This window comes from Plantactinospora sp. B5E13, from assembly GCF_039871775.1.
In the GTDB taxonomy this organism is placed as follows: Bacteria; Actinomycetota; Actinomycetes; order Mycobacteriales; family Micromonosporaceae; genus Plantactinospora.
In genome coordinates this window covers 69,675-91,602 of record NZ_JBDPLT010000013.1, presented here as the reverse complement: position 1 = coordinate 91,602, position 21,928 = coordinate 69,675, and the positions used below count along the sequence as shown (strand labels likewise).

The 21,928-nt window shown below is 71.0% G+C and carries 17 protein-coding genes; 9 read left to right on the top strand and 8 right to left on the bottom strand.

Annotated features, from left to right (window positions below; translation table 11 throughout):
- Positions 1 to 33 precede the first annotated feature (33 nt).
- Positions 34 to 1,260 (bottom strand): signal recognition particle-docking protein FtsY, encoded by a 1,227-nt coding sequence (ftsY, locus tag ABGB05_RS14645; protein WP_347653829.1) that lies wholly within the window; start codon positions 1,258 to 1,260, stop codon positions 34 to 36.
- Positions 1,261 to 1,485: 225 nt separating this feature from the next.
- Between ftsY and ABGB05_RS14640 the strand changes: the two genes are divergently transcribed.
- A complete protein-coding gene (locus ABGB05_RS14640) occupies positions 1,486 to 3,222 on the top strand; it encodes an alkaline phosphatase D family protein (protein ID WP_347653828.1) in 1,737 nt (578 codons plus the stop codon).
- Here the strand turns inward: ABGB05_RS14640 and ABGB05_RS14635 are convergent.
- Entirely contained in the window at positions 3,212 to 5,005 is a 1,794-nt protein-coding gene (locus ABGB05_RS14635) for an ABC transporter ATP-binding protein (protein ID WP_347653827.1), read from the bottom strand. The genes ABGB05_RS14640 and ABGB05_RS14635 overlap by 11 nt on opposite strands.
- 127 nt (positions 5,006 to 5,132) lie before the next feature.
- On the opposite strand from ABGB05_RS14635, the gene ABGB05_RS14630 reads away from it, so the two are divergent.
- Positions 5,133 to 5,720 (top strand): TetR/AcrR family transcriptional regulator, encoded by a 588-nt coding sequence (locus ABGB05_RS14630; RefSeq protein ID WP_347653826.1) that lies wholly within the window; start codon positions 5,133 to 5,135, stop codon positions 5,718 to 5,720.
- Here ABGB05_RS14630 and ABGB05_RS14625 read toward each other — a convergent pair.
- From ABGB05_RS14625 to ABGB05_RS14615, 3 genes are all read right to left on the bottom strand, one after another.
- Positions 5,712 to 9,830 (bottom strand): CHAT domain-containing protein, encoded by a 4,119-nt coding sequence (locus ABGB05_RS14625; RefSeq protein WP_347653825.1) that lies wholly within the window; start codon positions 9,828 to 9,830, stop codon positions 5,712 to 5,714. The genes ABGB05_RS14630 and ABGB05_RS14625 overlap by 9 nt on opposite strands.
- A gap of 130 nt (positions 9,831 to 9,960) precedes the next feature.
- The gene (locus ABGB05_RS14620; protein ID WP_347653824.1) at positions 9,961 to 10,170 is read right to left on the bottom strand and encodes a DUF397 domain-containing protein; all 210 of its coding nucleotides are present in this window, start codon (positions 10,168 to 10,170) and stop codon (positions 9,961 to 9,963) included.
- On the bottom strand, positions 10,170 to 11,039 hold the full coding sequence (locus ABGB05_RS14615) for a helix-turn-helix transcriptional regulator (protein ID WP_347653823.1): 870 nt from the start codon (positions 11,037 to 11,039) through the stop codon (positions 10,170 to 10,172). The genes ABGB05_RS14620 and ABGB05_RS14615 overlap by 1 nt, the downstream gene beginning before the upstream one ends.
- Before the next feature lie 304 nt (positions 11,040 to 11,343).
- On the opposite strand from ABGB05_RS14615, the gene ABGB05_RS14610 reads away from it, so the two are divergent.
- The 4 genes from ABGB05_RS14610 to ABGB05_RS14595 all read left to right on the top strand — a co-directional run bounded on the left by ABGB05_RS14610 (position 11,344) and on the right by ABGB05_RS14595 (position 14,204).
- Positions 11,344 to 11,874, top strand: a complete 531-nt coding sequence (locus ABGB05_RS14610; RefSeq protein WP_347653822.1) for a DinB family protein — start codon at positions 11,344 to 11,346, stop codon at positions 11,872 to 11,874.
- Positions 11,875 to 11,959: 85 nt separating this feature from the next.
- Positions 11,960 to 12,262, top strand: coding sequence for a type VII secretion target (locus ABGB05_RS14605; protein ID WP_347653821.1), 303 nt, complete (start codon positions 11,960 to 11,962; stop codon positions 12,260 to 12,262).
- On the top strand, positions 12,259 to 13,809 hold the full coding sequence (locus tag ABGB05_RS14600) for a hypothetical protein (RefSeq protein WP_347653820.1): 1,551 nt from the start codon (positions 12,259 to 12,261) through the stop codon (positions 13,807 to 13,809). Before ABGB05_RS14605 ends, ABGB05_RS14600 begins: the two co-directional genes overlap by 4 nt.
- Before the next feature lie 11 nt (positions 13,810 to 13,820).
- A complete protein-coding gene (locus ABGB05_RS14595) occupies positions 13,821 to 14,204 on the top strand; it encodes a hypothetical protein (RefSeq protein ID WP_347653819.1) in 384 nt (127 codons plus the stop codon).
- A 22-nt stretch (positions 14,205 to 14,226) separates the two neighbouring features.
- Here the strand turns inward: ABGB05_RS14595 and ABGB05_RS14590 are convergent, their stop codons facing one another.
- A complete protein-coding gene (locus tag ABGB05_RS14590; protein WP_347653818.1) occupies positions 14,227 to 14,673 on the bottom strand; it encodes a protease inhibitor I42 family protein in 447 nt (148 codons plus the stop codon).
- 186 nt (positions 14,674 to 14,859) lie between these two features.
- On the opposite strand from ABGB05_RS14590, the gene ABGB05_RS14585 reads away from it, so the two are divergent.
- The 3 genes from ABGB05_RS14585 (at position 14,860) to ABGB05_RS14575 (ending at position 18,399) form a co-directional block, all read left to right on the top strand.
- Complete coding sequence (locus tag ABGB05_RS14585; protein WP_347653817.1) at positions 14,860 to 16,053, top strand: phosphatidylinositol-specific phospholipase C1-like protein; 1,194 nt, start codon at positions 14,860 to 14,862, stop codon at positions 16,051 to 16,053.
- A gap of 577 nt (positions 16,054 to 16,630) precedes the next feature.
- Positions 16,631 to 17,752 carry a histidine kinase gene (locus ABGB05_RS14580; protein ID WP_347653816.1) on the top strand — a complete coding sequence of 374 codons (1,122 nt, stop codon included), beginning with the start codon at positions 16,631 to 16,633 and terminating at the stop codon, positions 17,750 to 17,752.
- Entirely contained in the window at positions 17,740 to 18,399 is a 660-nt protein-coding gene (locus ABGB05_RS14575; RefSeq protein ID WP_347653815.1) for a response regulator transcription factor, read from the top strand. Before ABGB05_RS14580 ends, ABGB05_RS14575 begins: the two co-directional genes overlap by 13 nt.
- A gap of 23 nt (positions 18,400 to 18,422) precedes the next feature.
- Here the strand turns inward: ABGB05_RS14575 and ABGB05_RS14570 are convergent, their stop codons facing one another.
- Together ABGB05_RS14570 and ABGB05_RS14565 are read right to left on the bottom strand one after the other, a co-directional pair.
- A complete protein-coding gene (locus tag ABGB05_RS14570; RefSeq protein WP_347653814.1) occupies positions 18,423 to 21,029 on the bottom strand; it encodes an FtsX-like permease family protein in 2,607 nt (868 codons plus the stop codon).
- Positions 21,026 to 21,772: an ABC transporter ATP-binding protein gene (locus ABGB05_RS14565; protein WP_347653813.1), complete on the bottom strand. Its 747-nt coding sequence runs from the start codon at positions 21,770 to 21,772 to the stop codon at positions 21,026 to 21,028. Before ABGB05_RS14565 ends, ABGB05_RS14570 begins: the two co-directional genes overlap by 4 nt.
- Between the last annotated feature and the right edge of the window lie 156 nt (positions 21,773 to 21,928).

The window sequence follows — 21,928 nt, the reverse complement described above, 5'->3', positions numbered from 1 at the left end:
GAGCCGGCGCGTGGCTTGTGGAGTCCCCCGAGACTACGCGTCGACGCCAAGCGGCTCGGTGCCGAGGAGCGCGTCGACGAACTGGGTCGGATCGAAGGGGGCGAGATCGTCCGGGCCCTCGCCGAGGCCGACCAGCTTGACCGGGATGCCGAGCTTGCGCTGTACGGCGATCACGATGCCGCCCTTGGCGGTGCCGTCGAGCTTGGTCAGCACGACGCCGGTGACGTCCACCACCTCGGTGAAGACCCGGGCCTGCTCCAGGCCGTTCTGCCCGGTGGTGGCGTCCAGCACCAGCAGGGTCTCGTCCACCGGCCCGTGCCGGGAGACCACCCGCTTGATCTTGCCCAGCTCGTCCATCAGGCCGACCTTGTTCTGCAGCCGGCCGGCGGTGTCGATCAGCACCGTGTCGACCGACGTCTCGATGCCGCGCTGGACCGCGTCGAAGGCGACGCTCGCCGGGTCGGCCCCCTCCGGGCCCCGGACCACCTCGGCGCCGACCCGGCCGGCCCAGGTGGTGAGCTGCTCGGCGGCGGCGGCCCGGAACGTGTCGGCGGCGCCCAGCAGCACGGTACGACCGTCCGCGATCAGGACCCGGGCGACCTTGCCGCAGGTGGTGGTCTTGCCGGCGCCGTTCACCCCGACGACCAGCAGCACGGCCGGGGTGCCACCGTCCCGGGTCGCCCGCAGGCTCCGGTCCAGGCTCGGGTCGAGCACGGTGACCAGCTCGTCGGCGAGCAGGGTACGCAGTTCGGTGGCGGTCCGGGTGCCGAGCACGGCGACCCGTTCCCGCAGCCGGTCCACGATCTCCCGGGTCGCCTCCACCCCGACGTCGGCGCCGATCAGGCTGTCCTCGATCTCCTCCCAGACGTCCTCGTCGAGGTGGTCGCGGGCGAGCAGGCTGAGCAGCCCCTTGCCGAAGACGTTCTGGGACCGGGACAACCGGGCCCGCAACCGGACCATCCGGCCCGCGGTCGGCTCCGGCCGCTCCCGTACCGGAGGCGCGGGAGCCGGCGGGGCCTCGACCGTCGGTACCTCGACCGGCGGGGCCGTGGGCGCCTCGACCGGGGGCGCGTGCGCCTCGGCCGGCGGGGCCGCCGTCTCGCTCGGCGGTACCGGCGGCACCGGCGGCGCCGGGGGAATCGGCGGCAGCGGCGGAGCCGCCCGGCGGCCACGCCGGGTCACCACCGCGCCGACCGTCAGGCCCACCGCGAGGATCACCAGTACGGCGATCACGATCGACATGACGAGGAGGTTGTCCATACGGCCGATCCTGTCAGATCCGGTCCGGCGCCGAACGTCCGGGCGCGATCGCCGTACCCGTCCGGTGCCGATCCGCCGCCGGTAGGCTGACCGGCGGTGCCGTGCCGTGGTTCCCGGGCGGCGCCGCCGGTGGCGACGTAGATCACCAGTTGATCACCGGTAGCGCCACGGGCGGGCCGGGTAGGAGGATGCGTCCACCACTCCTCGTCCGCTCGGAGGTCGTCGATGTCCAGCTCCCGGCCAGCTCCCCGGTTGCTGATCGGCCCGGTGCTGCGCAGGGTCGTCGGTACCCGGGCCACCGTCTGGGTGGAGACCAGCGCACCGACCGTGGTCCGGGTCAGTACCCCGGACGGGGCGGCCGGTGCGGCGACCACCTTCTCCGCCTTCGACCACCACTACGCGATCGTGGTGGTGGACGGTCTGCGCCCCGGTACGACCAGCACGTACCAGGTGCTCCTCGACGACGAGCCGGTCTGGCCGGAGCCGGAGTCCCGCTTTCCGCCGAGTGTGATCCGGACCCGTGCCGAGGACGACCCGCCGGTGCGGCTGGTCTTCGGCTCCTGCCGGGAGACCACCCAGCACGCCACCGCGCGCCGGCTGCCGCCGGACGCGCTCGACGCGTACGCCCGGCGGATGATGGCCGCGCCCGACGAGACCGCCGACTGGCCCGACCTGCTGGTGCTGCTCGGCGACCAGGTGTACGCGGACCAGACCTCGCCGACGGTGCGCAAGCTGCTACGGCGGCGGCGCAACCGGAGTACGGACGCCCCGGCCGACCAGGTGGTCAGCTTCGACGAGTACACGAAGCTGTACCTGGAGTCGTGGCGGGATCCGGAGATCCGCTGGCTCCTCTCCACCGTGCCGAGCGTGATGATCTTCGACGACCACGAGATCATCGACGACTGGAACACCTCCGCGCCGTGGCGCACCGAGGTGCACCGGCAGCCCTGGTGGTCGGAGCGGATCGCCAGCGGACTGGCGTCGTACTGGGTCTACCAGCACCTCGGCAACCTCGAACCGGAGGAGATCACCGCCGACCCGGTCTACGCCAAGGTGGTCGCCGCCGGCGACGCCACCGAGGTGCTGCGGGCGTTCGGCGAGCAGGTCGACGCCGAGGCGCTCGGCTACGACGCCGCGCTCGGCCGGGGCGAACGGCCGGACGAGCGTACGCAGGCCGGGCGCTACCAGTGGAGCTACTCGCTGGACGTCGGCCGGACCCGGCTGGTGGTGCTGGACAACCGGGGCAGCCGGGTACTGGACCGCACGCACCGGGCGATGCTGCCGCCGGCTGAGTGGGCCTGGTTCACCAACCAGGTGCAGGGCGACTACGACCACCTGGTGGTCGGCTCGTCGCTGCCGTGGCTGCTCCCGCCCGGCATCCACCACCTGGAGTCGTGGAACGAGCGACTCGCCGACTCGTCCCGCCCCCGGGTGGCGGCGCTTTCCGAACGGCTGCGCCGGGCCCTCGACCTGGAGCACTGGGCCGCGTTCCGCCGGTCGTTCGACGCCCTCGCGATGGTTTTCGCCCGGCTCGGCGCGGGCGAGCCGGGCCGAGCCGGTGACCGGGTCGGCACCGGTCCGGCGTACCCGCCGCCGGCGTCGATCAGCGTGCTCTCCGGCGACGTGCACCACTCGTACGTGGCCCGGGCCCGGTTCCCCGGCGGACTGGCCACCCCGGTGCACCAGTTGACCTGTTCGCCGATCCACAACCAGATCCCGGCGCTGATGCGTCCGCTGCTGCGGGTCGGCTGGTGGCGGGGAGTGTCGGTGGTGGCCCAGGCACTGGCCCGGACCGCCGGGGTACGTCGTCCGCCGGTCCGGTGGCGCAGGCTCGACGGGCCGTACTTCGGCAACGCGGTGAGCACCCTGTGTCACGACGGGCGGAACGCCGAGGTGACCATCGAGGGGACCCGGGCCGACGGCACGCTGCTGACCGTGGCCCGGCGTACCCTCACCCGCTGACCGCCCCCGCCGGCACCGGCTCCGCGTTCTCTGCCGGCTCCGCATCAGTGTCGGCACCGGACTCGGCGGCGATCCGCAGCGCCTCGACCAGCTGCCGGTAGAGGTCGTCGGTCGCCAGCAGCTCGGCGTGGCTGCCCCGGGCCCGGATCCGCCCGGCCTCCATCACCACGATGGTGTCCGCGTCGATCACCGTGGAGAGCCGGTGTGCGACGGTGACCACCGCCGACTCGGCGGCCCGGGCCTGGACCGCGTCGTGGATCGCGACCTCGGTGAGCGCGTCGATCTGCGCGGTCGCCTCGTCCAGCAGGAGCAGGTCCGGGGTACGCAGGATGGCCCGGGCCACCGCGATCCGCTGCCGCTCGCCGCCGGAGACCGAGGACGAGGTGAGGTCGGTGTCCAACCCTTCGGGCAGCGCGTCGATCTTCTCGGTGAGCCGGACCTGTGCCAGCACCGCCCGCAGCTCCTCCTCGGTGGCGTCGGGGTGGGTGAAGAGCAGGTTCTCCCGGATGGTGCCAGGGACGACCGGGCTCTCCTGTTCGACGTACGCCAGACGCTGCCGGACCTCGGCGTGCCGGTACTCCCGGTAGGGCCGGCCGTCGAGCAGCAGTTCGCCCTGCTGTGCTTCGAGGAAGCGCAGGATCAGGGAGAAGAGGGTCGTCTTGCCGGCTCCCGAGGGCCCGACGATCGCGGTGTGGCCACGGCGCGGGATGGTCAGGTTGACGTCCCGGACGGCGGGGGCGGCGTCCGGGCCGTAGGCGGCGGAAACCCCGCGTAGTTCGAGCAGCGGGGTGCTGTCCGGGCCCAGCCCGGCCACCGTCGGCGCCGCCGGCCCGGTCTCCTCCGGCTCCTCCAGCTCGATCGTCTCCACCTGGCGGATCCGGCCGGCCGCCGCGATCCCGGACTGCAGGGCGGTCACGTTCTGGCTGACCTCGGTGATCGGGCCCATCAGGCCGAACGCGTAGAGCAGGAAGGCGATCAGGCTGGAGACCTCCAGGTGCCCGGCGCCGACCCGCCAGGCGCCGATGCCGAGGATCAGGATGATGGCGAGCTGGATGCCGGACCAGACGATGGTCCAGGCGGTCGCCTCGCGGCGGGCGGCCCGGACGCTGAACGTCGCCACCTGCCGGGCCTCGGCGAGGATCCGCTCGGACTGCCGGTGTTCGGCACGGCTCACCTTCACGGTCCGGATCGCCCGCAGCCCGCCCTCCAGTACGCCGCCGAGCCGGCCCAGGTGTTCCTGGGCCCGTTCCTGCGCTGTGGCGATCGACGGCATCAGCACGCCGAACAGCACGGCGACGACGACCACCGAGCCGACGGTGGTGGCGAGCAGCACCAGGTCGAGCACCCCCATCAGGACCAGCGTGCCGACCATCATCACCGTGCCGTTGATCAGGCCGATCAGGCTCGACGAGGTCGCCTGGTGCAGCAGTACGGTGTCGGAGGTGACCCGGGCGACGAGTTCGCGGTTCGGCCGGCGGGTCACCTCGGGCACGGTGGCCCGGAAGAGTCGTCGGACGATCGACTCCCGGGCGTCGAGCACGATCCGCTCGCCGAGGGTGCCGAGCAGGATCCACTGCCACAGCCAGATCACACTGCCGACCACCAGCAGTACGGCCAGCGCGGTCACCGGCCCGGTCAGAGACGTCGAGCCGTTGAGCGAGTCAAGGACCCACTTGGTGACCATCGGCGAGGCCAGTCCCATGGCCGACCCGATCAGGGCCAGGGTCAGACCCAGCACCAGCTTGCCGGTGTGCGGTCGGGCGAACGACCAGAGGATCCTCAACCTGGCCCAGGAAAGTTGATCATTGCCAATCTCTTCCGCGACAGCCATGTCCGATAGTGGAGCACAGATGTTCCACTACAGGCAATCGATATTCCACAACGAATGCCTGCTGTCTAGACTCGCCGACATGGCTGACCGGGTGGGTGTCGACGTCGAGAGTCGGGCGCGGGCCCGTACCCGACGGGCGATCCTCGACGCCGCCGTCACGGTGCTCTCCCAGCACCCGGCCGCCTCCCTCGGCGACGTGGCCGACGCGGCCGGGGTCGGACGCACCACCCTGCACCGGTACTTCGCCGAACGGGCCGACCTGCTCACCGCGCTCGGCGAGGACGTACTCGCCCGGATCGACGCGGCGACCGTCCGGGCCCGGCCCGACGACGGACCGGCCCCGGACGCGCTGGACCGGATCTGCCAGGAGTACTTCGAACTCGGCGACGTCCTGATGTGCGTCTTCAGCCAGCCGGAGCTGGTGAACACCAGCGCCTGGGAGGAGTACAGCGAGGCCGACCGGGCCCTGTTCCGGCTCGTCGAACGCGGCCACGCCGACGGCAGCCTCGACCCCGCCCTCGGTCCACAGTGGGTGGTGCAGACGCTCTGGGCGCTGCTCTACGCGGCGTGGCAGCACACCCGGGAGAACGGCGTCTCCAAGCACCGCGCGCTCGACCTCTGCCTACGCAGCCTGCGCAAGGCCGTCGCCGCCCCGCCGTCAGCCTGACGCTCCGGCTGGGCCTTCGTCGTGCGCGGGTGACGCCTGGGGTGGCTCGGCCAGCGCGCCTGGCGCCTTGGGCGAGCCGCCGTGCAACTCGGTCAGGATGGCCCGGACGATCGCGGTGTCGATCCGGTCCAGGCCGTCCAGCAGCGGACCCTCGTCCCGCTCCCCCTCGATGATCCGGCGTACGACGGCGACCAGCGCCGCCCAGTCCCGCGTAGCAGCCAGGTTGTCGAGGAACGGACGCAGTGTCTGCACCGCCTCCTCGTTGCCCCGTGCCGCTCCCACCACGACCGGAATGTGGGGCGCCCAACGTTCCAGGTGCGGTGCGATTCGATCCTCGACCGGATACCGGCGGACAGCCTCGATCATCTCGGCGAACAGCATCTCCCGCCGCTCCGGCTCGGAGATGAGCGCGGCGAGGACCGCGCCGAACCGGACCCCCGGGACGTCTTCCACCCGCGCGGTCAGCTCCGTCAGATCTCCTGGCAGCATCGCCTCGCCGTACTCGGCAAGCTCCTGGGCGAGCCACGTCACGCTTTCCTGGTAGCCGCCGGACCGGCCGCTGGCCCCTTCGAGCAGCGCGGCGGCGAGCCGGTGCGCCACCACGTCAGCGGGTGACTGTCCGGCTGCTCGGCTGAGGTAGTTGGCCAGGTTGAAGTGGCTGACCGCCAGGTGACCTGGTTCCGGGCGCTGATAGAGCAGGCGTAGCGCGGTCTGGGACCTCGCCACCGCTTCGCCGGCGCGGCCACGGGCGTCCTCGAGGTCGGCCCGGGCCGCTGCCACCACCCCCAGGCGGTAGATGTCGTCGACCGCCTCGAAGATTGCCATGCAGTGCAGCAACAGCTCCTCAGCCTCGGCGAACCGGCGTAGCCGCGACAGGGGGCCGTATCCGTTGAAAGCCATCCGGGCGAGGTGATATGGGTCCGCGCCCCGGGCCCGCATGCTGTCCAACCTCCGCCGGTGAAAGGCCAGCGCCCCCTCCCAGTCCGCCAATCCGCAAGCCGCGTCGAAGGCGACGTCCAGGGTTGCCTCCCGGACGTTGAACGGGTGAACCCGCTCGGCGCGGTCCGGCTCAACAGGGAGAGTGTCGAGCCGGGTGAGCAGCTCTTCTATCTGGTCGAGCACCTCCTGGTACCGCCCGGACAGGCTGAGGAGCTGTAGTCGGTGGCCCTCGTCAGAGGCTCGGGTCCACGGTCCCAACCCCGCGAGTCGGGTCAGCTCCGTCTGCTCGGCGACCGCCGACAACGCCGCAGTAAGATCACCGCTGTCCCGCAGCAGGTTGGCCAGGTCGCCGGCAGCTACGGAGCCTGCCTCGAAGTCTCCAGCGGCCCGGGCCGCGCCGACGGCACGCTGCAGCAGCACCCGCGCCGCCGGCGGATCGACCCCAACCAGCAGTTTGGCAAAAACCAACTCGTGCCTCCGCCGCTGGTCAGGGTCGGCCTCCCCAGCAAGAATCTCTGCTGAGAAACCAAGCAGCCGGCGGCTGGTGGCCGGCGACTCGTCCCGCATGCCAACCTGCTCCACGAAGTAAATTGCCGTCGACCAGCGCCCCTGGCGCAGCAGGTAGGGCGTGGCTGCCAGTCCGGCCCGCACCACGAGCGAGCTGGCCTCTTCTCCTCGGCGCTCCATCCGCATAGCCTGCCCGCAGACACGCTCCCAGAAGGTGGCGAGCAGGTCGTCCACAACCACCCGCAGCTCCGGGTCGGCGTCGGCCCGCATCGCCTCGGCCACCCCGGGATGCAGCCGGTAGCTGACCGACGACTCCGAATCCTCCGCCGACTCCGGGTCGCTGGACTCCGCCGCCACCATCGCGGCGTCAGTCAGCACGGCCACCGCCTCGTCCAGTGAAGCCGCCTCGCCGCCATGACGCCGCTCCCAGAGGCTCGCCCAGACCGACTCGACGACGTACGACCAGCGGTCGTCGTCCTCGACCAGGGCCAGCAGTTCGGCGAGGCCACGGGCCGGCGGCGGCAGGTCGGCGAGTACGGACCGGGTCCAGGCGCCGAGCAGATCGACGTACTCGTCCCCGCCCAGTTCACTGGTCCCGGTGCAAAAGAAGGCGGCCATCGGCGTGTCCCGGCCGGCGGCCTCGGTGGCGGCGAGCCGGACCGCCAGCCCTGCCGGATCGGCCGCCGCCGCATCGGCCAGTTCGAGCAGCTTCGGGTGCCCCTGCACCACGTCGAGCACCCGACGGGCCAGTTCCCGGTCCGCCGCCACCTCGGCGGCCGACCGGTCCGGCACCGGCTCCTCGTGCAGCAGCCGGCCGAGGTGTGGCAGCTCCCGGGCCAGCAGTACCGACTCGGCCAGGGTGAGCGCGTGGGTCGGCAGCCTCAGCAGGCGGTCGGTGCCGTCCAGGCCCGCCGGTACGACCCGGCTGGTGAGCACCACCCGGGAGAGCCCACCATGCCCGAGCAGCGTCTCGACCAGCGGCGTCCAGTTCGGGTCCCGCCAGGTCCGGGACTCGGAGAGCAGGGTCTCCAGGTTGTCCAACACCAGCAGCAGGGCGTTGTCCCGCAGCAGCGTCCGCAGCCGGGGCAGATATCGGCGCAGTTCGGTCTCGCTGCCGACCGCGTGCACCATCGGGATGCCCAACTGGCTCTCGACCGCGTAGGCGAGACTGCTGAGCGCCTGGCCGAACGCGTCCGGCTGACTGGGTGCCTGCCACCAGGCCAGCCGCTGGAACCGGTCCCGGTGCTGGTGGGCCAACTCCAAGGCGCAGGACGTCTTGCCGGCTCCGGCCATGCCGAGGAAGAGCACCCCGGACCGGCCGCTGCGCGGGGCGAGCGCCCCGCTGGCCGCGATCAGTGCGGGCGTACGACCGACGAACCGTTCCGGCTCGTCGGGAAAACCCGCCATCCGCTCGGCGTACGGGTCGAGGGTCGCCTCGCCGGACGGTGGCGCCACCCGCAGGCCGACCGCGGTGGCGCCGAACAGGGCCGGAATGCCGATCGAGAGTGGTGGCCGTACGAGGGAAGGGGTCTGTCCGGCGGCCCTCGGGAGGGCGATCGCGGTGGCCCGGTCCACCGGTTGCCCGGCACCGAGCAGTCGCGGATACAGCTCCCGGCTCAACTCGACCGCGAACGTGTCGGCGACCGGGTAGCGCATCGCCAGCACCGCGACCCCGAGCTGCTCGACCAGCCCTCGGGCGAGTCCGACCGCGACCGTCTGCTCCGGCCGGTCACCGGCGGTCTCCCCCACCTCCTCGACCTGGTCGGTGGCGCCCGCCTCGCCGCCCTGGCCACTCCCGCCCGCCTCCTCGACCTGGTCGGCGGCAGCGTCGAGGTTCAGCATCCGCAGGGTGCTCGCCGCGACGTCCGCCCCGGAACTGCACGCGGCGAGTACGGCGAGTTTCAGCCGCTCCCGGGCCGGGCGGAGCAGCTCCACCAGCTCGGCGGTGCTGATCTCGTCCGGGCTGCCGTCCGCCTGCTCCAGGGCCAGGGTGCCGAGCGCGCCGTGGCCGGAGACGTGCAGGATGTCCCAGCCCGGATATTCCTCGACCGTCTCGGCGAGCCGCTCCCGGGTGACGCCGTACTGCAGCACCCGCAGCTCGATCGCCTTCCGGGACCGGCTGGCGATCTCCCGCACGGTACGGGTCAGTTCGTAGCGTTCGCGGCGCAGGGCGAGCACCGCGTGGCGGCTCGGCAGCGAGAAGAGCGCGAGGATCCGCAGGGTCTCCCCGACCGGCTGTCTGCCGTGCGCCACCGGGGGCTCACCGCCGGGCAGTTCGAAGACCAGACTGACTCCGCGCCGGGCGAGTGGCCGACCCTCGACCTCGGCCAGTTCCAGCGGTCGGGTCAGCAGGAAGTCCGCCTCGGGCGGGACCACCACCCGGACGGTGCCGGTCAGCAGGCGCCCGAGCCCGGCGCCGAGCACCTGCTCGCCGATCCAGCGACTGATCCGGGAGACGATCGCCGTCTCGCTGCCGATCCGGTCGTCTGGCAGTCGGTTGCGGCGCAGGTAGCCGGCCAGGTCGGTAAAGGCCTCGTACTCCGTAGCGTGTGGGTCGAGTTTGACCTGGTGGTCGGCGAGGGACCGGCCGGTGTTGGTGTCGACCAGCAGCCAGCGCCAGCGGGTCGGTCCGGCGACGTCCGTCGCGCGCAGCGTCAGCGACACCCGATCAGCCCTTCCCGGGATCGGTTGGCTCAGCGTCCTGTCGTCCAGGCGCCCCACAGCCGGGGATACCCGACGGGACCGGCCTGCGCCGCATCCCGTCGGGTATCCGACTCGACGTTGATCGGGATGATCAGAAGTCGAACTCGCCGTCCTTGGCGCCGGCCAGGAAGGCGTCCCACTCGGCCCGGGTGTAGACGATCACCGCACCGTCGCGGTCCCGGCTGTGCCGGACCGCCACCCGGCCAGTGCCGTCCGGCAGTGGACCGGCCTCGACGCAGTTGCCGCCGGCGCCGCTGCTGCGGGTGCTGATGTGCCACTTCACCCCGGTCAGGTCGTCCATCAGATCTCCTCCGCGATCGCCGCGATCAGCTCGGTGGACTCGCGCTCGGGGAGCGCGACCTCACGGAGCCGATCGTACGCCTGAACGAACTTGGTCGATTTTGGCCATTCCAGGAAGAGTCGGCCTCCCAAATGCTCCACATAGGCCACCGGCGGGAACGGGTTGGGCAGTTCGAAGAGCTGGAACGGACCGAATGCCCCGGCGTCACCGCCTAGCGCGAGCGGCAGCACCCGGACCTCGACGTTGCGCTGCCGGCCCAGGTGGCGCAGGTGGTCGAGCTGGCCCCGGGTCACCTGGTCGCCGCCGATCCGGGCCCGGAGCACCGCCTCGGCAACCACCGCCGTCAGCGTTGTCGGCTTCGGCCCGGTGAGCACGGTCTGCCGGGCCAGCCGCATCGCCACCCAGCGGTCGATCTGCGTATCGGTCGGCTGGTCGCCCTCCACCACGCGGAGGATCGCGGCGGCGTACGCCGGAGTCTGGAGCAGGCCCGGCAGGTAGCTGACGTCAAAGGTCCGGATTGCCTTCGCCCGTTCCTCCAGCCACGGCAGGTCCACAAAACTCCGGTCGTAGATCGCGTCGTCGAACTCGGTCTCCCACTCGTGACGTCGGCCGACCTCCTCACTGAGCCGGATGAAGTGCTCCCGGATCTCCCGGTCCACCACGCCGTAGAAGTCGAGCAGCAGCCGGACGTCCGGACGCGGGAACGGCCACTCGGCCCGCTCGAAGCGGCCGAGCGCCGACCGGTCGCGGTTGAGATAACTGGCGGCCTCCTCCAGGGTCAGCCCGATCTCCTCCCGCAGGGCCCGTAACTGCTGGCCGAGAAGCTGTCCGCGCAGCGTGGAGACCTTGCTCGGATGTGATGAGTGCATGGGTCACTCCTGTCCACTGGGCGCCCCGGGAACCGTTGCTCCCAGCTCGGGGCGCGGGCGAGTGTGGTCGCGTGATCGCCGTACGTCACATCGCGACCAGGACAGGCTTGTCAATGAAGCCCACAGGTGAAGGTGTCCGGGCTCTGTCCCGGAACCGGGCCTCATCTGCGGGTCGGACCGGACCCGCCTTACCGGCCTGCCACAGAACTATCACAAACCGGATGCTCCGCGCGACCCCGTCCGGACAACCGCCCACAGTCGACAGTCGATTGCGGTCCGAAAGGTCAGCCGCCATCATGGCCGGATGACCTGGACCGCACCGGCCATCACCCGCACCAGCCCTCCGTACGTCGGCAACGAGCGCGCCATGCTCGACGGCTGGCTCGACTACCACCGACAGACGCTGCTGCTCAAGTGCGCCGGCCTCACCGCCGAGCAACTGAAGACCGCGAGCGTCGAACCCGCCAACCTGACCCTGCTCGGACTGGTCCGACACATGGCCGAGGTGGAACGCTGGTGGTTCCGGATCCACTTCGCCGGCGAGCCGATCGACACCCTCTACTGGTCGGACGACAACCCGGACGGCGACTTCGACGACGTGCCGGGGGCCGATCCGGAGGCGGACTTCGCCACCTTCCTGGCCGAGGTCGAGGCGAGCCGCCGGACGACCGCCGACCGCGACCTCGACGAGACCTTCCACCGCACCCGGGACGACGGCAGCACCGTCGTGCTGAGCCTGCGCTGGGCCTACGTCCACATGATCGAGGAGTACGCCCGGCACAACGGCCACGCCGACCTGATCCGGGAACGGATCGACGGGACAACCGGCCAATAGGTTTCCCGTCCCGCAGACATCTGCGGGGCCCCACCGGAGTGCCGTCGGGCGCTATCGTGCTCACCGGACGAGGGGAGGCGGCCGGATGGTCAGGGTGGATACGACCGAGTTGCGGGCGGCGGCGCAACGGCTACGGGACGAAGCGGCGGGTGGTGTCCTCGAGGCGATCGAGAACAGCCTGGCCACCCAGTCCAGCAGCCAGCCCCTCGGCTTCGACCAGTACGGCAGCTTCGACGGCTACGTCGCCGTCTCCCGGGACTGGTGGGCGGAACTGGGCGACTTCGTCGAGGTCCTCCGGCAACTCGCCGACGCGATGGACAAGGCGGCCGCCAACTACGAGCGGTCCGACCAGAACGCCGATGACCGGTTCGGTGGAGGCCCGCGATGACGGACGACACCCCGCTGCCCCGACTCAAGCAACTCCAGGACGACATCGCCGACCAGAACGGCATGTGGAACGCGGGCGCCCTGCACTATTCGCTGCGCAACGCGATCCAGGTGCCGGGGCCGAGCGGCCACCCGTCCGGTCTGGAGTCACTTGCCGGCGACTTCAGTCGGGCCGAGAAGAGCCTCGACGCGGCGCTGATGGTGGTCGGTGAGATCCGGCGGCAGCGGCTGCCCGCGGTCTGGGCCGGCGAGACCCAGGTCGCCGCGACCGATGCGCTCGCCGCCGCCGAACGCGGACTGGAGCGTGGCGTCGGCGCACTGGGCCGGATCGCCAAGGAGCTGTTCAGGCTCGCCGACGCCCTGGAGGTCGCGCAGAAACGGGACGGCGACGGGATACCGCCGCTGCAGGAGGCGTACGGGCTGACCGAGGAGATCACCGCCGGCCCGTTCATCGACCCGTTGAACTACGACGGCGACAAGATGCACCGGGCGCAGCAGCTCGCCATCGGCGGGATCGGCGACCGGGTCGCCGCCCACAGCGCCCTCGCCGAGACGTCCCGCGAGGTCGCCAGTACCTTCCACGACCTCGCCTCGCAGGCCCGGTTGCAGCGGTTGTCCGACTCTCCGCTCTCCCCCCTGGACGAGCTGGTGCTCGCCGACGCCGGCAGCACCGGCGACAGCGTGGACTCGGCCATCCTCTCCGCCTCGATGGCCGACCGGGCGGCCGACAATCTCGCCGGGCTCAGCGAGGCGGACCGGGCCCGGATGACGCAACTGCTCGCCGCTGCGGGCAGCCCCGAACACCGCGCGTACCTGATGCGGGCGCTGGCCGCCGGACACGACATCAACAAGATCACCGAGTTCAACCAGTTGATCGGCCCGTACGGCGACGACCCGGCCTGGCTCGCCGCACACCTGAACCCGTTGGGTGGCGGCCCGATGGCCCCGGGGCAGCAGAGCACCACGTTCGACGGCCAGGAGTGGACGCAGGGACAGTATCCGACCTGCGTGGCCTCCTCGACCGTCACCGCCCGGGCCCAGGTCGACCCGTTGTACGCGCTGCAACTCACCACCGGCGGCCACCCGGGCGACCCCGCGTACGACAACGGCCAGGCCTTCGCCGACCGGCTCCGGGACGAACAGGTCCGGGTCTACGACGGCGGCCGCTCCTGGTATCAGGACCTGCCGTTGATCGGCAGTGACGGAATGCGGAACGACCAGTCGGCCACCATCGCCGACGAGGAGATCGGCGCGTACACCGGCGCGAACTACGAGAACCGGGCGGTCGACAACGCCGACGAGCGGCGCGCGGTGCTCCCGGAGATCGAGCGGGCCGTGGACGAGGGCCATGCGGTGCCGTTCTCCACGCACGACGACGACGGCGGCCACCAGATGATGGTCATCGGGCACGACGGCGACCGGCTCCAGGTCTACAACCCGTGGGGCTACACCGTCTGGGTCAACGAGGACGACTTCGTCAACGGCCGGCTCGACTCGATCGGCAACGGCGTGCCGAACGAGCTCACCAGCGTCCGGCTGCCCGAGTGAGGAGGGATCCGATGACGTCGGAACGGCTGGACGAGGACCAGCTCCGGACGATCGACGTGCCGGCGGCGCTCGTCGCCGGACTGACGGCGGGTGGCAGCCCGGCCGGGGAGACGACCGTGGCCGCCGCACTGGCGGCGGACCGGGTCGGCACCCTGCCCCGGTCGCTGACCTTCCTGGCCGAGGTGGTCCGGAGAGGCGGGATCGGCTACGCGGTCACCCTGCCGGAGCCGCTGCCGACGCCGGAACAGGCCGCCCTCGCCTCGACCTGGCTGCTCGCGGCGGCCTCGGTCGAGGATCCCGGCCCGGACCACGACGAGACGGTGGCCCGCTGGCTGGAGAACGTCGCGATGGTGCTGGCCGCCCGCCGACAGGCGGGAGCGGGCAGGCCGGGCTGAGCCTCAGCACCCGGGCTGAGCCTCAGGAGACCGTCACCGTCCAGGTGAGCGTCTCCGACGCCGCCCTGGTCCGCTCGGTCTGGCAGCCACGGACACAGTTGGTCAGGGTGATCGTCACCTGTCCGGCCCGTTCCGCGTCGAACCGGAAGTAGTGCTGGCCGGCCCCGCCGCCATCGTTCGCCCCGAAAATCCGGTCAATCGGGCTGTCCGAAATCAGCTCGTCACCGACCAGCGTCACCACGTCGCCGGGCTCGGTCGTCGCCGACCAGCTGTCCCCCACCGACGGTCCACGGTCCCGCACCTTGAGCGTGAACCGGTCGCCGACCTCCACGGTGGCAGACGTCGACGAGCGGTCAAGGACGGTTCCGTAGACCACCTGCCGCCGGATCAGCACCGCACCCACCACGGCGGCGACAGCCAGCACCACCACCACGACAACAATGGACACCACACGCCTGACGGAGGTCACGGCCGACCACGATACCGCCGGGGCGCCAGGTGCGTGTCCCCGTCGCGCGACGATCGGGGACGATGGTCAGAGCGCTTGGGCAGACCCGGCGGACGCTGCCGCTCACCGTCCAAGGTTCATGAGGTGTCCGGTCGACCTGTGGTTACCGGTCACTATGGAGACACCGAAATCACCCAGTCTGGGCCGATGAGTCACTGGAAACAACGTCTGACGTCCGTGGGCCGACTGGGTGCCGTCGCCGCCGCCGTCGTGGCCGCCGCCGTCACCGCGAGTGCCCTGACCGGGGTCGTACAGGGGGCGGGCTCCGCCTCCGCCGCCGCGAAGGCCGGCGACGTCAGAATGAACGAGCTCCAGTTCATGGGGGCCCACAACGCGTACCACCGGGAGATGCAGGACGCGGAGCTGGCCTCGTCGGTTGCCATGGACCCGACGTATCCGACCTGGGGTTTCTACTCGCACGCGGCCATCCCGGACCTGCTCGGTGCGCAGCACATGCGTGGCCTCGAACTGGACCTGCTGCCCGACCCGCAGGGCGGGCTCTACCGTCACCCGCTCGCCCGGAAGCTCGCCGGGCTCGGCCCCATCGACGACCCGGCGATGGCCGCACCAGGCATGAAGGTGCTGCACGTTGCCGACATCGACTACAACACGACCTGCCGGACGTTCGTCGCCTGCCTCCAGCAGGTACGCCAGTGGTCCAGGGCCAACCCCGACCACTCGCCGATCCTGCTCCAGCTCGAACTGAAGCAGACCGACGACCGGCTGGAGCAGGCCGGCGGCGCGGTCAGCCCGGCGTGGACCCCCGCCCTCCTCGACGACCTGGACCGGGAGATCCGTTCCGTTTTCACCGAGACCGCGCTGATCACCGCCGACGACCTGCGCCGGCCGGGCCTCACGCTGGAGCAGTCGGTGCTGCGGTACGGCTGGCCCACCCTGGACTGGGCGCGGGGCAAGGTGATGTTCTTCCTCGACAACGGTGGACCCGGCCCGATCCGGGACATGTACCTGGCCGGGCACCCCAACCTGGCGGGACGCGCCGTCTTCACCCGGGGCAACCCCGGCGACCCGGACGCGGCGATCACCATGGTGAACGACCCGCGCGGCGCCAACGAGGCCGTCATCCGCGATCTGGTCAGTCGGGGTTACCTGGTGCGTACCCGGTCGGACGAGCCGCTGAGCACGGTCAAGAACGAGGAGTTCAGTCGGCTGGACACCGCGTTGGCCAGCGGTGCGCAACTGGTGACCACCGACTTCCCGTCGGTCGGCATGGCCGCCCGCTACGACAGCGACTTCGTCGCCCAACTGCCCGGCGGGAACGCGGTACGGTGCAACCCGGTCTCCGCCCCGCGCAAATGCCGGGACGACCGGCTGGAGGACTGAGCCGCCATCGCGCTCGACCGCTGTGGTGCCCGACCGTCACCGGCTCGGGCACCACGGCGGCACCGCGACGGTCAGAGGGCCAGCGCCGCCCGCAGGTACCGCAGGTCGTCCGGTTGTCGGCGTACGGTTCCCGGTGCAGGACCAGGTACGCCAGACGCACACGCGTCAGAGCGTCAACCGCGCCGATATCCTGCGGCGAACGCCCGCGCCGTTTCGTTTCCGATGCTCACGGTGAGTCATCGGTAGGGTCGGTCGGGCACCGGATCGCGACAGAAGGACGAGCTGATCTTGGCGGCGGGGCTCGCCTGCTCGCGTTTGGCTGGCGCTGTGGGTTATCGCGGTGGATGATGCCGAACCAATTGAGCTGCGATCTTCGTTACATCGCTCACCGATCTGCTGTGTCGCTGACTGACTGTCATGGCATCGGCGGTGGCCGCCGGGCAGACTCGACGCCGTGTGGGCAAGGCGAGCTTCCTCGGCGGGTACAGGAAAACGACATCCTGTGACGTCGGGTCGACGGTTGGTGCAGGTGCGGCGGAGCGGGGTGTACCTGCTGGGCTCGCTACTCTCCGGGGTCGTGACGGTGCTCGCGCTGCCCCTGCTGTGGATCCCGCGGCTCGCCCGGCACTGGGCGAACTGGCACCGTGAGCGCGCCGGCCGGCTGCTCGGTGCGCCGTTGGCGTCGCGTCCTGCTCTGCGCGCGACGGGACGCGGGGCATGGGCCGATGCGGCCACGGTCCGTACCTCCCGCGCCCTGCTGTGGCTGCCGGTGAACGTGATGACCGGGGTGGTGCTTGGCCTGCCCGCGCTGCTGTGCGTGGGCAACATCGTCGTCGCCGTGATCGCCACGCCGCTATGGTGGGTGTTCAGGCTGGAGGATCGACCACGGCTGTTTATCGACGTTCCGGTGGCCGGCTGGACGACTGCCCTCACCCTCGGTTCACTGCAGATCCTCCTGCTCACCGCGTTGGCGTACGTGGGCTTCCCGCCGATCGCTCGCGCGCATGCCCGGATCTGCCTGGTGGTGTTGTCGCACTCGACGAGCGAACAGCTTGCCGAACGTGTAGCTGTGTTGACTCGCACCCGCGCGGACGTGCTCGACGCTCACGGCGCGGAGCTGCGCCGGATCGAACGCGATCTGCACGACGGCACCCAGGCCCGGCTGGTGGCCATCGCGATGCGGCTGGCCGTGGCCCGGCAGGCGTTCTCCGACCATCCGCGAGACGAGCAGTTCGTGGAAGGACTTCTTCGGGACGCACACGAAGGAACCGAAGAGGCGATGACCGAACTGCGCGAGGTGATCCGATCCGTCTATCCGCCTATTCTCGCCGACCGGGGCCTGGACGGAGCCCTGACCGCCGTGACCACCGGCTGCGGGGTGCCAACTCGGCTGGACATCGGCGAACTCGAACGGGTGCCGCCCGCCGTGGAGGCCGTCGTCTACTTCGCTGTCGCGGAGGCACTCACCAACGTCACCAAACACAGCCAGGCGACCGCGGCCGGCGTACGGGTCAGCCGCACCGCGGACCGGTTGTCGGTGCTGGTCACTGACAACGGCACCGGCGGCGCCGACGATCGGCGGGGCACCGGCATAGCTGGCATTCGTCGCCGGGTACTGGCGCTTGACGGCACCGTCGAGGTCGACAGCCCGGCCGGCGGGCCGACGGCCATCACCGTGGAGCTGCCGTGCGGGTGGTGATCGCCGAAGACAACGTGCTGCTGTCCACCGGGTTGGAACTGCTGCTGGGCCGCGTGGGCTTCCAGATAGTCGCCGTCGCCGAGGATGCGGCGGGTTTCCTCGCCGCCGTGCGGGAGCACCGGCCGGACGTCACGATCGTCGATGTACGGCTGCCGCCCTCGTTTCGCGACGAGGGCATCCGAGCCGCCCTGCAGGCCCGCCGGGAGCATCCCGGCCTGCCAGTCCTGGTGTTGTCGCAGTACGTCGAGCAGCAGTACGCCGCCGAGCTGCTCTCCACCGCCGGAGGTGGCGTCGGCTATCTCCTGAAGGACCGGGTCAGCCGGGTGGACGGGTTCGTCGACGCGCTACGCCGTGTTGCGGCCGGTGGTACCGCAATGGATGCCGAGGTCATCGCGCAGCTCGTCCAACGCGCCGGCAACCCGATCGCCGCTCTCACCCCCCGCGAACGCGAGGTGCTCGCGTTGATGGCACAGGGTCACGACAACAACGCGATCGCTACGCAGCTGGTCATCACTGACAACGCTGTCCACAAGCACATCGGCAACATCTTCGCCAAGCTCGGCCTCGCCGTGACCGACAGCGGCCATCGCCGCGTCCTCGCCGTCCTTGCCTACCTCAACGCCGCGGGCCAGATGAGCGGTCGCTGATCTGGCCCCGTCTCTGTCGTCGATCACTCGCGGACGCCGATCGCGTCGACCGGCGCGGGTCGCATCGCGTACCGGGTGGCTATCCTGATCGCACCCCAGGAGAGTGCGATGGTGAGCGTCACGATCGCGATGAGCCCGGCGAGGGAGATGTTGGGAACGGGCGACTTCGTCAGTCCGAGGCTGATGCCGATCAGCGGCGGGATCGCCGCGAGCAAGCCGAACAGCAGTGCCGAAAAGACCACGAGTCTGGCCTCGCCGTTCATCATTGCGCGGACCTGGTCTCGGCGGGCGCCGATGAGTTGCAGCATCGCGAACTCGCGGACCCGCGCCGTCGTGGCCATCACGAGAGTGTTCACCACGGCGATGGCGATGTAGCCCAGCAGTACCGTCTGGAACAGCAGGTTCAGCGCCCAGTCACCCGAGCCGCCGGACCCGGGTGCGGCCAGGAACGTCTGCCGGTCGCCGATCTGGACCGTCGGGTAACGCGCGACGGCGCCACGCAGCGCGCCGGCGAGCGCCTCCGGGTCGGTCCCGTCCACCGATCTGATCAGCACCGCGGTGTCCACCCGCGCGGTGGTGTGGGCGACGACGAGGTCGTTGGGCAGGGTGACATCTCCGAAGCCCAAACCGTTTTCGTAGATCGCCACCACCCGTGGCTTGACCACCGTGCCGTCGCCGAGCCGCAGCTCGATCGTCCCGCCGACCTTCGCCCGGACGGTCTGCGCGACGACCCGGCTCAGCGCCACCGCCTCGCCCCGCAGTTCCGCGATGTCGCCCTGGTCGACCGCGAGGTCCATGGTTTCGGAGAGCCGTTCGGGCGCCACGCCCTGGGCGGCGAAGACCTTGGTCGCGGTGCTGTCCTCGGACGGGAAGGTCAACAGCACCTGCATCCGTGCCACCGGCGTCGCCACGGTGACGCCGGGCACGTCGTGCACGGCGTCCACGACCTCCGGGGACACTCCGGCTCCGGACGACGCGGTCAGCACGTGGTCGGCCCGCAGGCCGTCCTCGAGTTGGTGCTGCGCCCCCGCGATCGTCGTGGAGGCGCCGAACACCTGCACAGCGGCCAGGGTCACGCCCATGGCCAGCGGCATGGTGGCCGAACTGAGCCGCTGCGAGTTGGCCCGCGCGTTGGCCTGGGCGAGGAAGCCGCTGGCCGTGGACTGCCGGTTCAGGCGCGAGCCGAACAGCACGATGGCGCCTCGAAACAGCAGGGGTCCAAGACACCCGAGCGCTACGACAAACAGCAGGACCGCGCTCCCCGCGGTGTCGGCGGCCGAGTCGCCTGGCGACGCGACGTTGCCCAAGGTCAACAGCAGCCCGAGCGGGATGAGTAGGACGCCGATGGTCAACCGGACCCAGCCGAGCCTCTTGGGCTCGACCGCGGCGTCTCCGAGCGCCTCGACCGGGCTGACCTTGGCCACCCGTCGCGCCACCAGCCAGCCGGCAAGCCGGGCGCTGGTCATACACAGCACCAGCGAGGCCAGGACGGGCAACAACCCCACCCGCATCTGAAAGTCCGGGGGCATCGCGTCCGCGAGGACGAACACGCCGCGCATCACGAACGCGATCGCGACACCGGGAACCGCACCGACCACGGCGCCCACCGACGACACCAGGGTCATCTCAGCACCGATCATCCAGTGGATCTGCTTAGGCGTCGCGCCGATGGCGCGCAGCAGGGCCAGTTCGCGCCTGCGCTGCCGCACCGACAGGGCGAGGGTGCTGGCCACCACGAACACCACGATCAGCACCATGGTGCCGCCGAACGACGCCGCCGTCTCGACTACCAGGCTGCGGGCGTCGCCCACGTCCAGGAACTCCACGTCGCCGCGTCCCACGCCGGTGTGGGCCACCACGCCCGGCACAGCGATCATGATGCGCTCGGCCAACTGATCCGGTGTGACACCGGGCGCGGCGAGCACACCGATGGCGTCCACCCGGTCCGGACGGCCGGACAGCTTGGTCGCCTGGGCATCGGTGACGAACACGGCGGACTGCCGGTCCAACCCATCTCCCGGCGCGACGGTGATGCCCACCACGCGGTAGGACGACGGGATCGAGCCGACCACGAGGCGCACCGTCGCGTCGAGCGACACCTCGCCGCGCGCGGCGAGGTCGGCGTCGAGCACGACTTCGTCGGGCGCGGCGGGTGCGCGGCCCTCGCGGACCAGGAACGGCGCGAGCGCCGCTGCGGACCAGCCGTGCCCGAACACCGGGAAGCCGTCCGGGCCAGCCACCGCGTCGCCGTCCGAGGTCAGCACGCTGACCTCGACGTTGACGTCTCCGATGGCCGACTGCACACCGGGCACCGCGGCGACGGCGGCGACCTTGTCGGCGGGCAGCGTGACGCGCTCGCTGTAGCGGACCTCGGCGGACTCGTCCAGCCAGAACGACTGCTGAGCGCCGAGGACCACCGCCGTCCCCGAGTAGCGCTCGGGGGTCACCCCGGTGCCTAGCCCGGACACCAGCAGCGTCCCGCAGGCGGTGATCACCGCCGAGCCCGCGGCGATCGCGATGAACGAGCCGACAAAGCCGCCCTTGCGCCCCTTGATCGTGCTCCACGCCAGCGACAGATCTTTGCGGTACGGCACCACAAGGTGGACCAGCCGCCGGATGCGCCGGATCACCACTCCCCCAGGTGCGTCATGTGCGACGCCACCTGCTCCGGAGTGGGTCGGGTCAGCTCGCCCGCGATCCTGCCGTCGGCGAGGAACACGACCGAGTCGGCGAAGGAGGCGGCGACCGGGTCGTGGGTGACCATCAGCACCGTCTGGCCCATGTCGTTCACGACGTGTCGCAGCAGTTCCAGAACCTGCCTGCTGGACCGGGTATCCAGCGCTCCGGTCGGCTCGTCCGCGACCACTACCTCCGGGCGGGTGATCAGTGCACGGGCGACCGCGACTCGCTGCTGCTGACCGCCGGACAGTTCGCTCGGCCGCCGCGTGACGTGCTCGCCGAGGCCGACCGCGGTGAGCACTTCTCGCAGGAACGCCTGGTCGGTCTTCCGGTCCGCCAGCCGCAGCGGCAGCGTGACGTTCTCCTCGACGGTCAGCGCCCCCAGCAGGTTGTACGCCTGGAAGACGAACCCGACCCGGTCCCGTCGCAGCTCGGTCAACTCGGTCTCCGACCGGCTGGACAGCTCCGTGTCACCCAGCATGACCCGGCCCGACGTCGGCCGGTCCAGACCGGCCGCGCAGTTCAGAAATGTGCTCTTGCCGGACCCGGACGGGCCCATGACGGCGGTGAACGTACCGTGCGGGAAGTCGGCTGTCACCGCGTCGAGAGCCCGTACCGCGTTCTTGCCCGACCCGTACTCCTTCGATACCGACTCCAAACGCACCGCGTAGGGTGATACCCCAACTGCCGGCATCGCCGGATTCTGCAGCGAGCCGGTCGCGGTGGTCCCAGCGTGCGGGCCGCGCCGTCTCGACCGGGCCCTCTTGGATCTCATGCCGTCCGATGCTAGGAACGGCGGCAGCCTGGGCCGATACCGCCTACCACCGGAGATGAGGTACAGCTAGCTGTA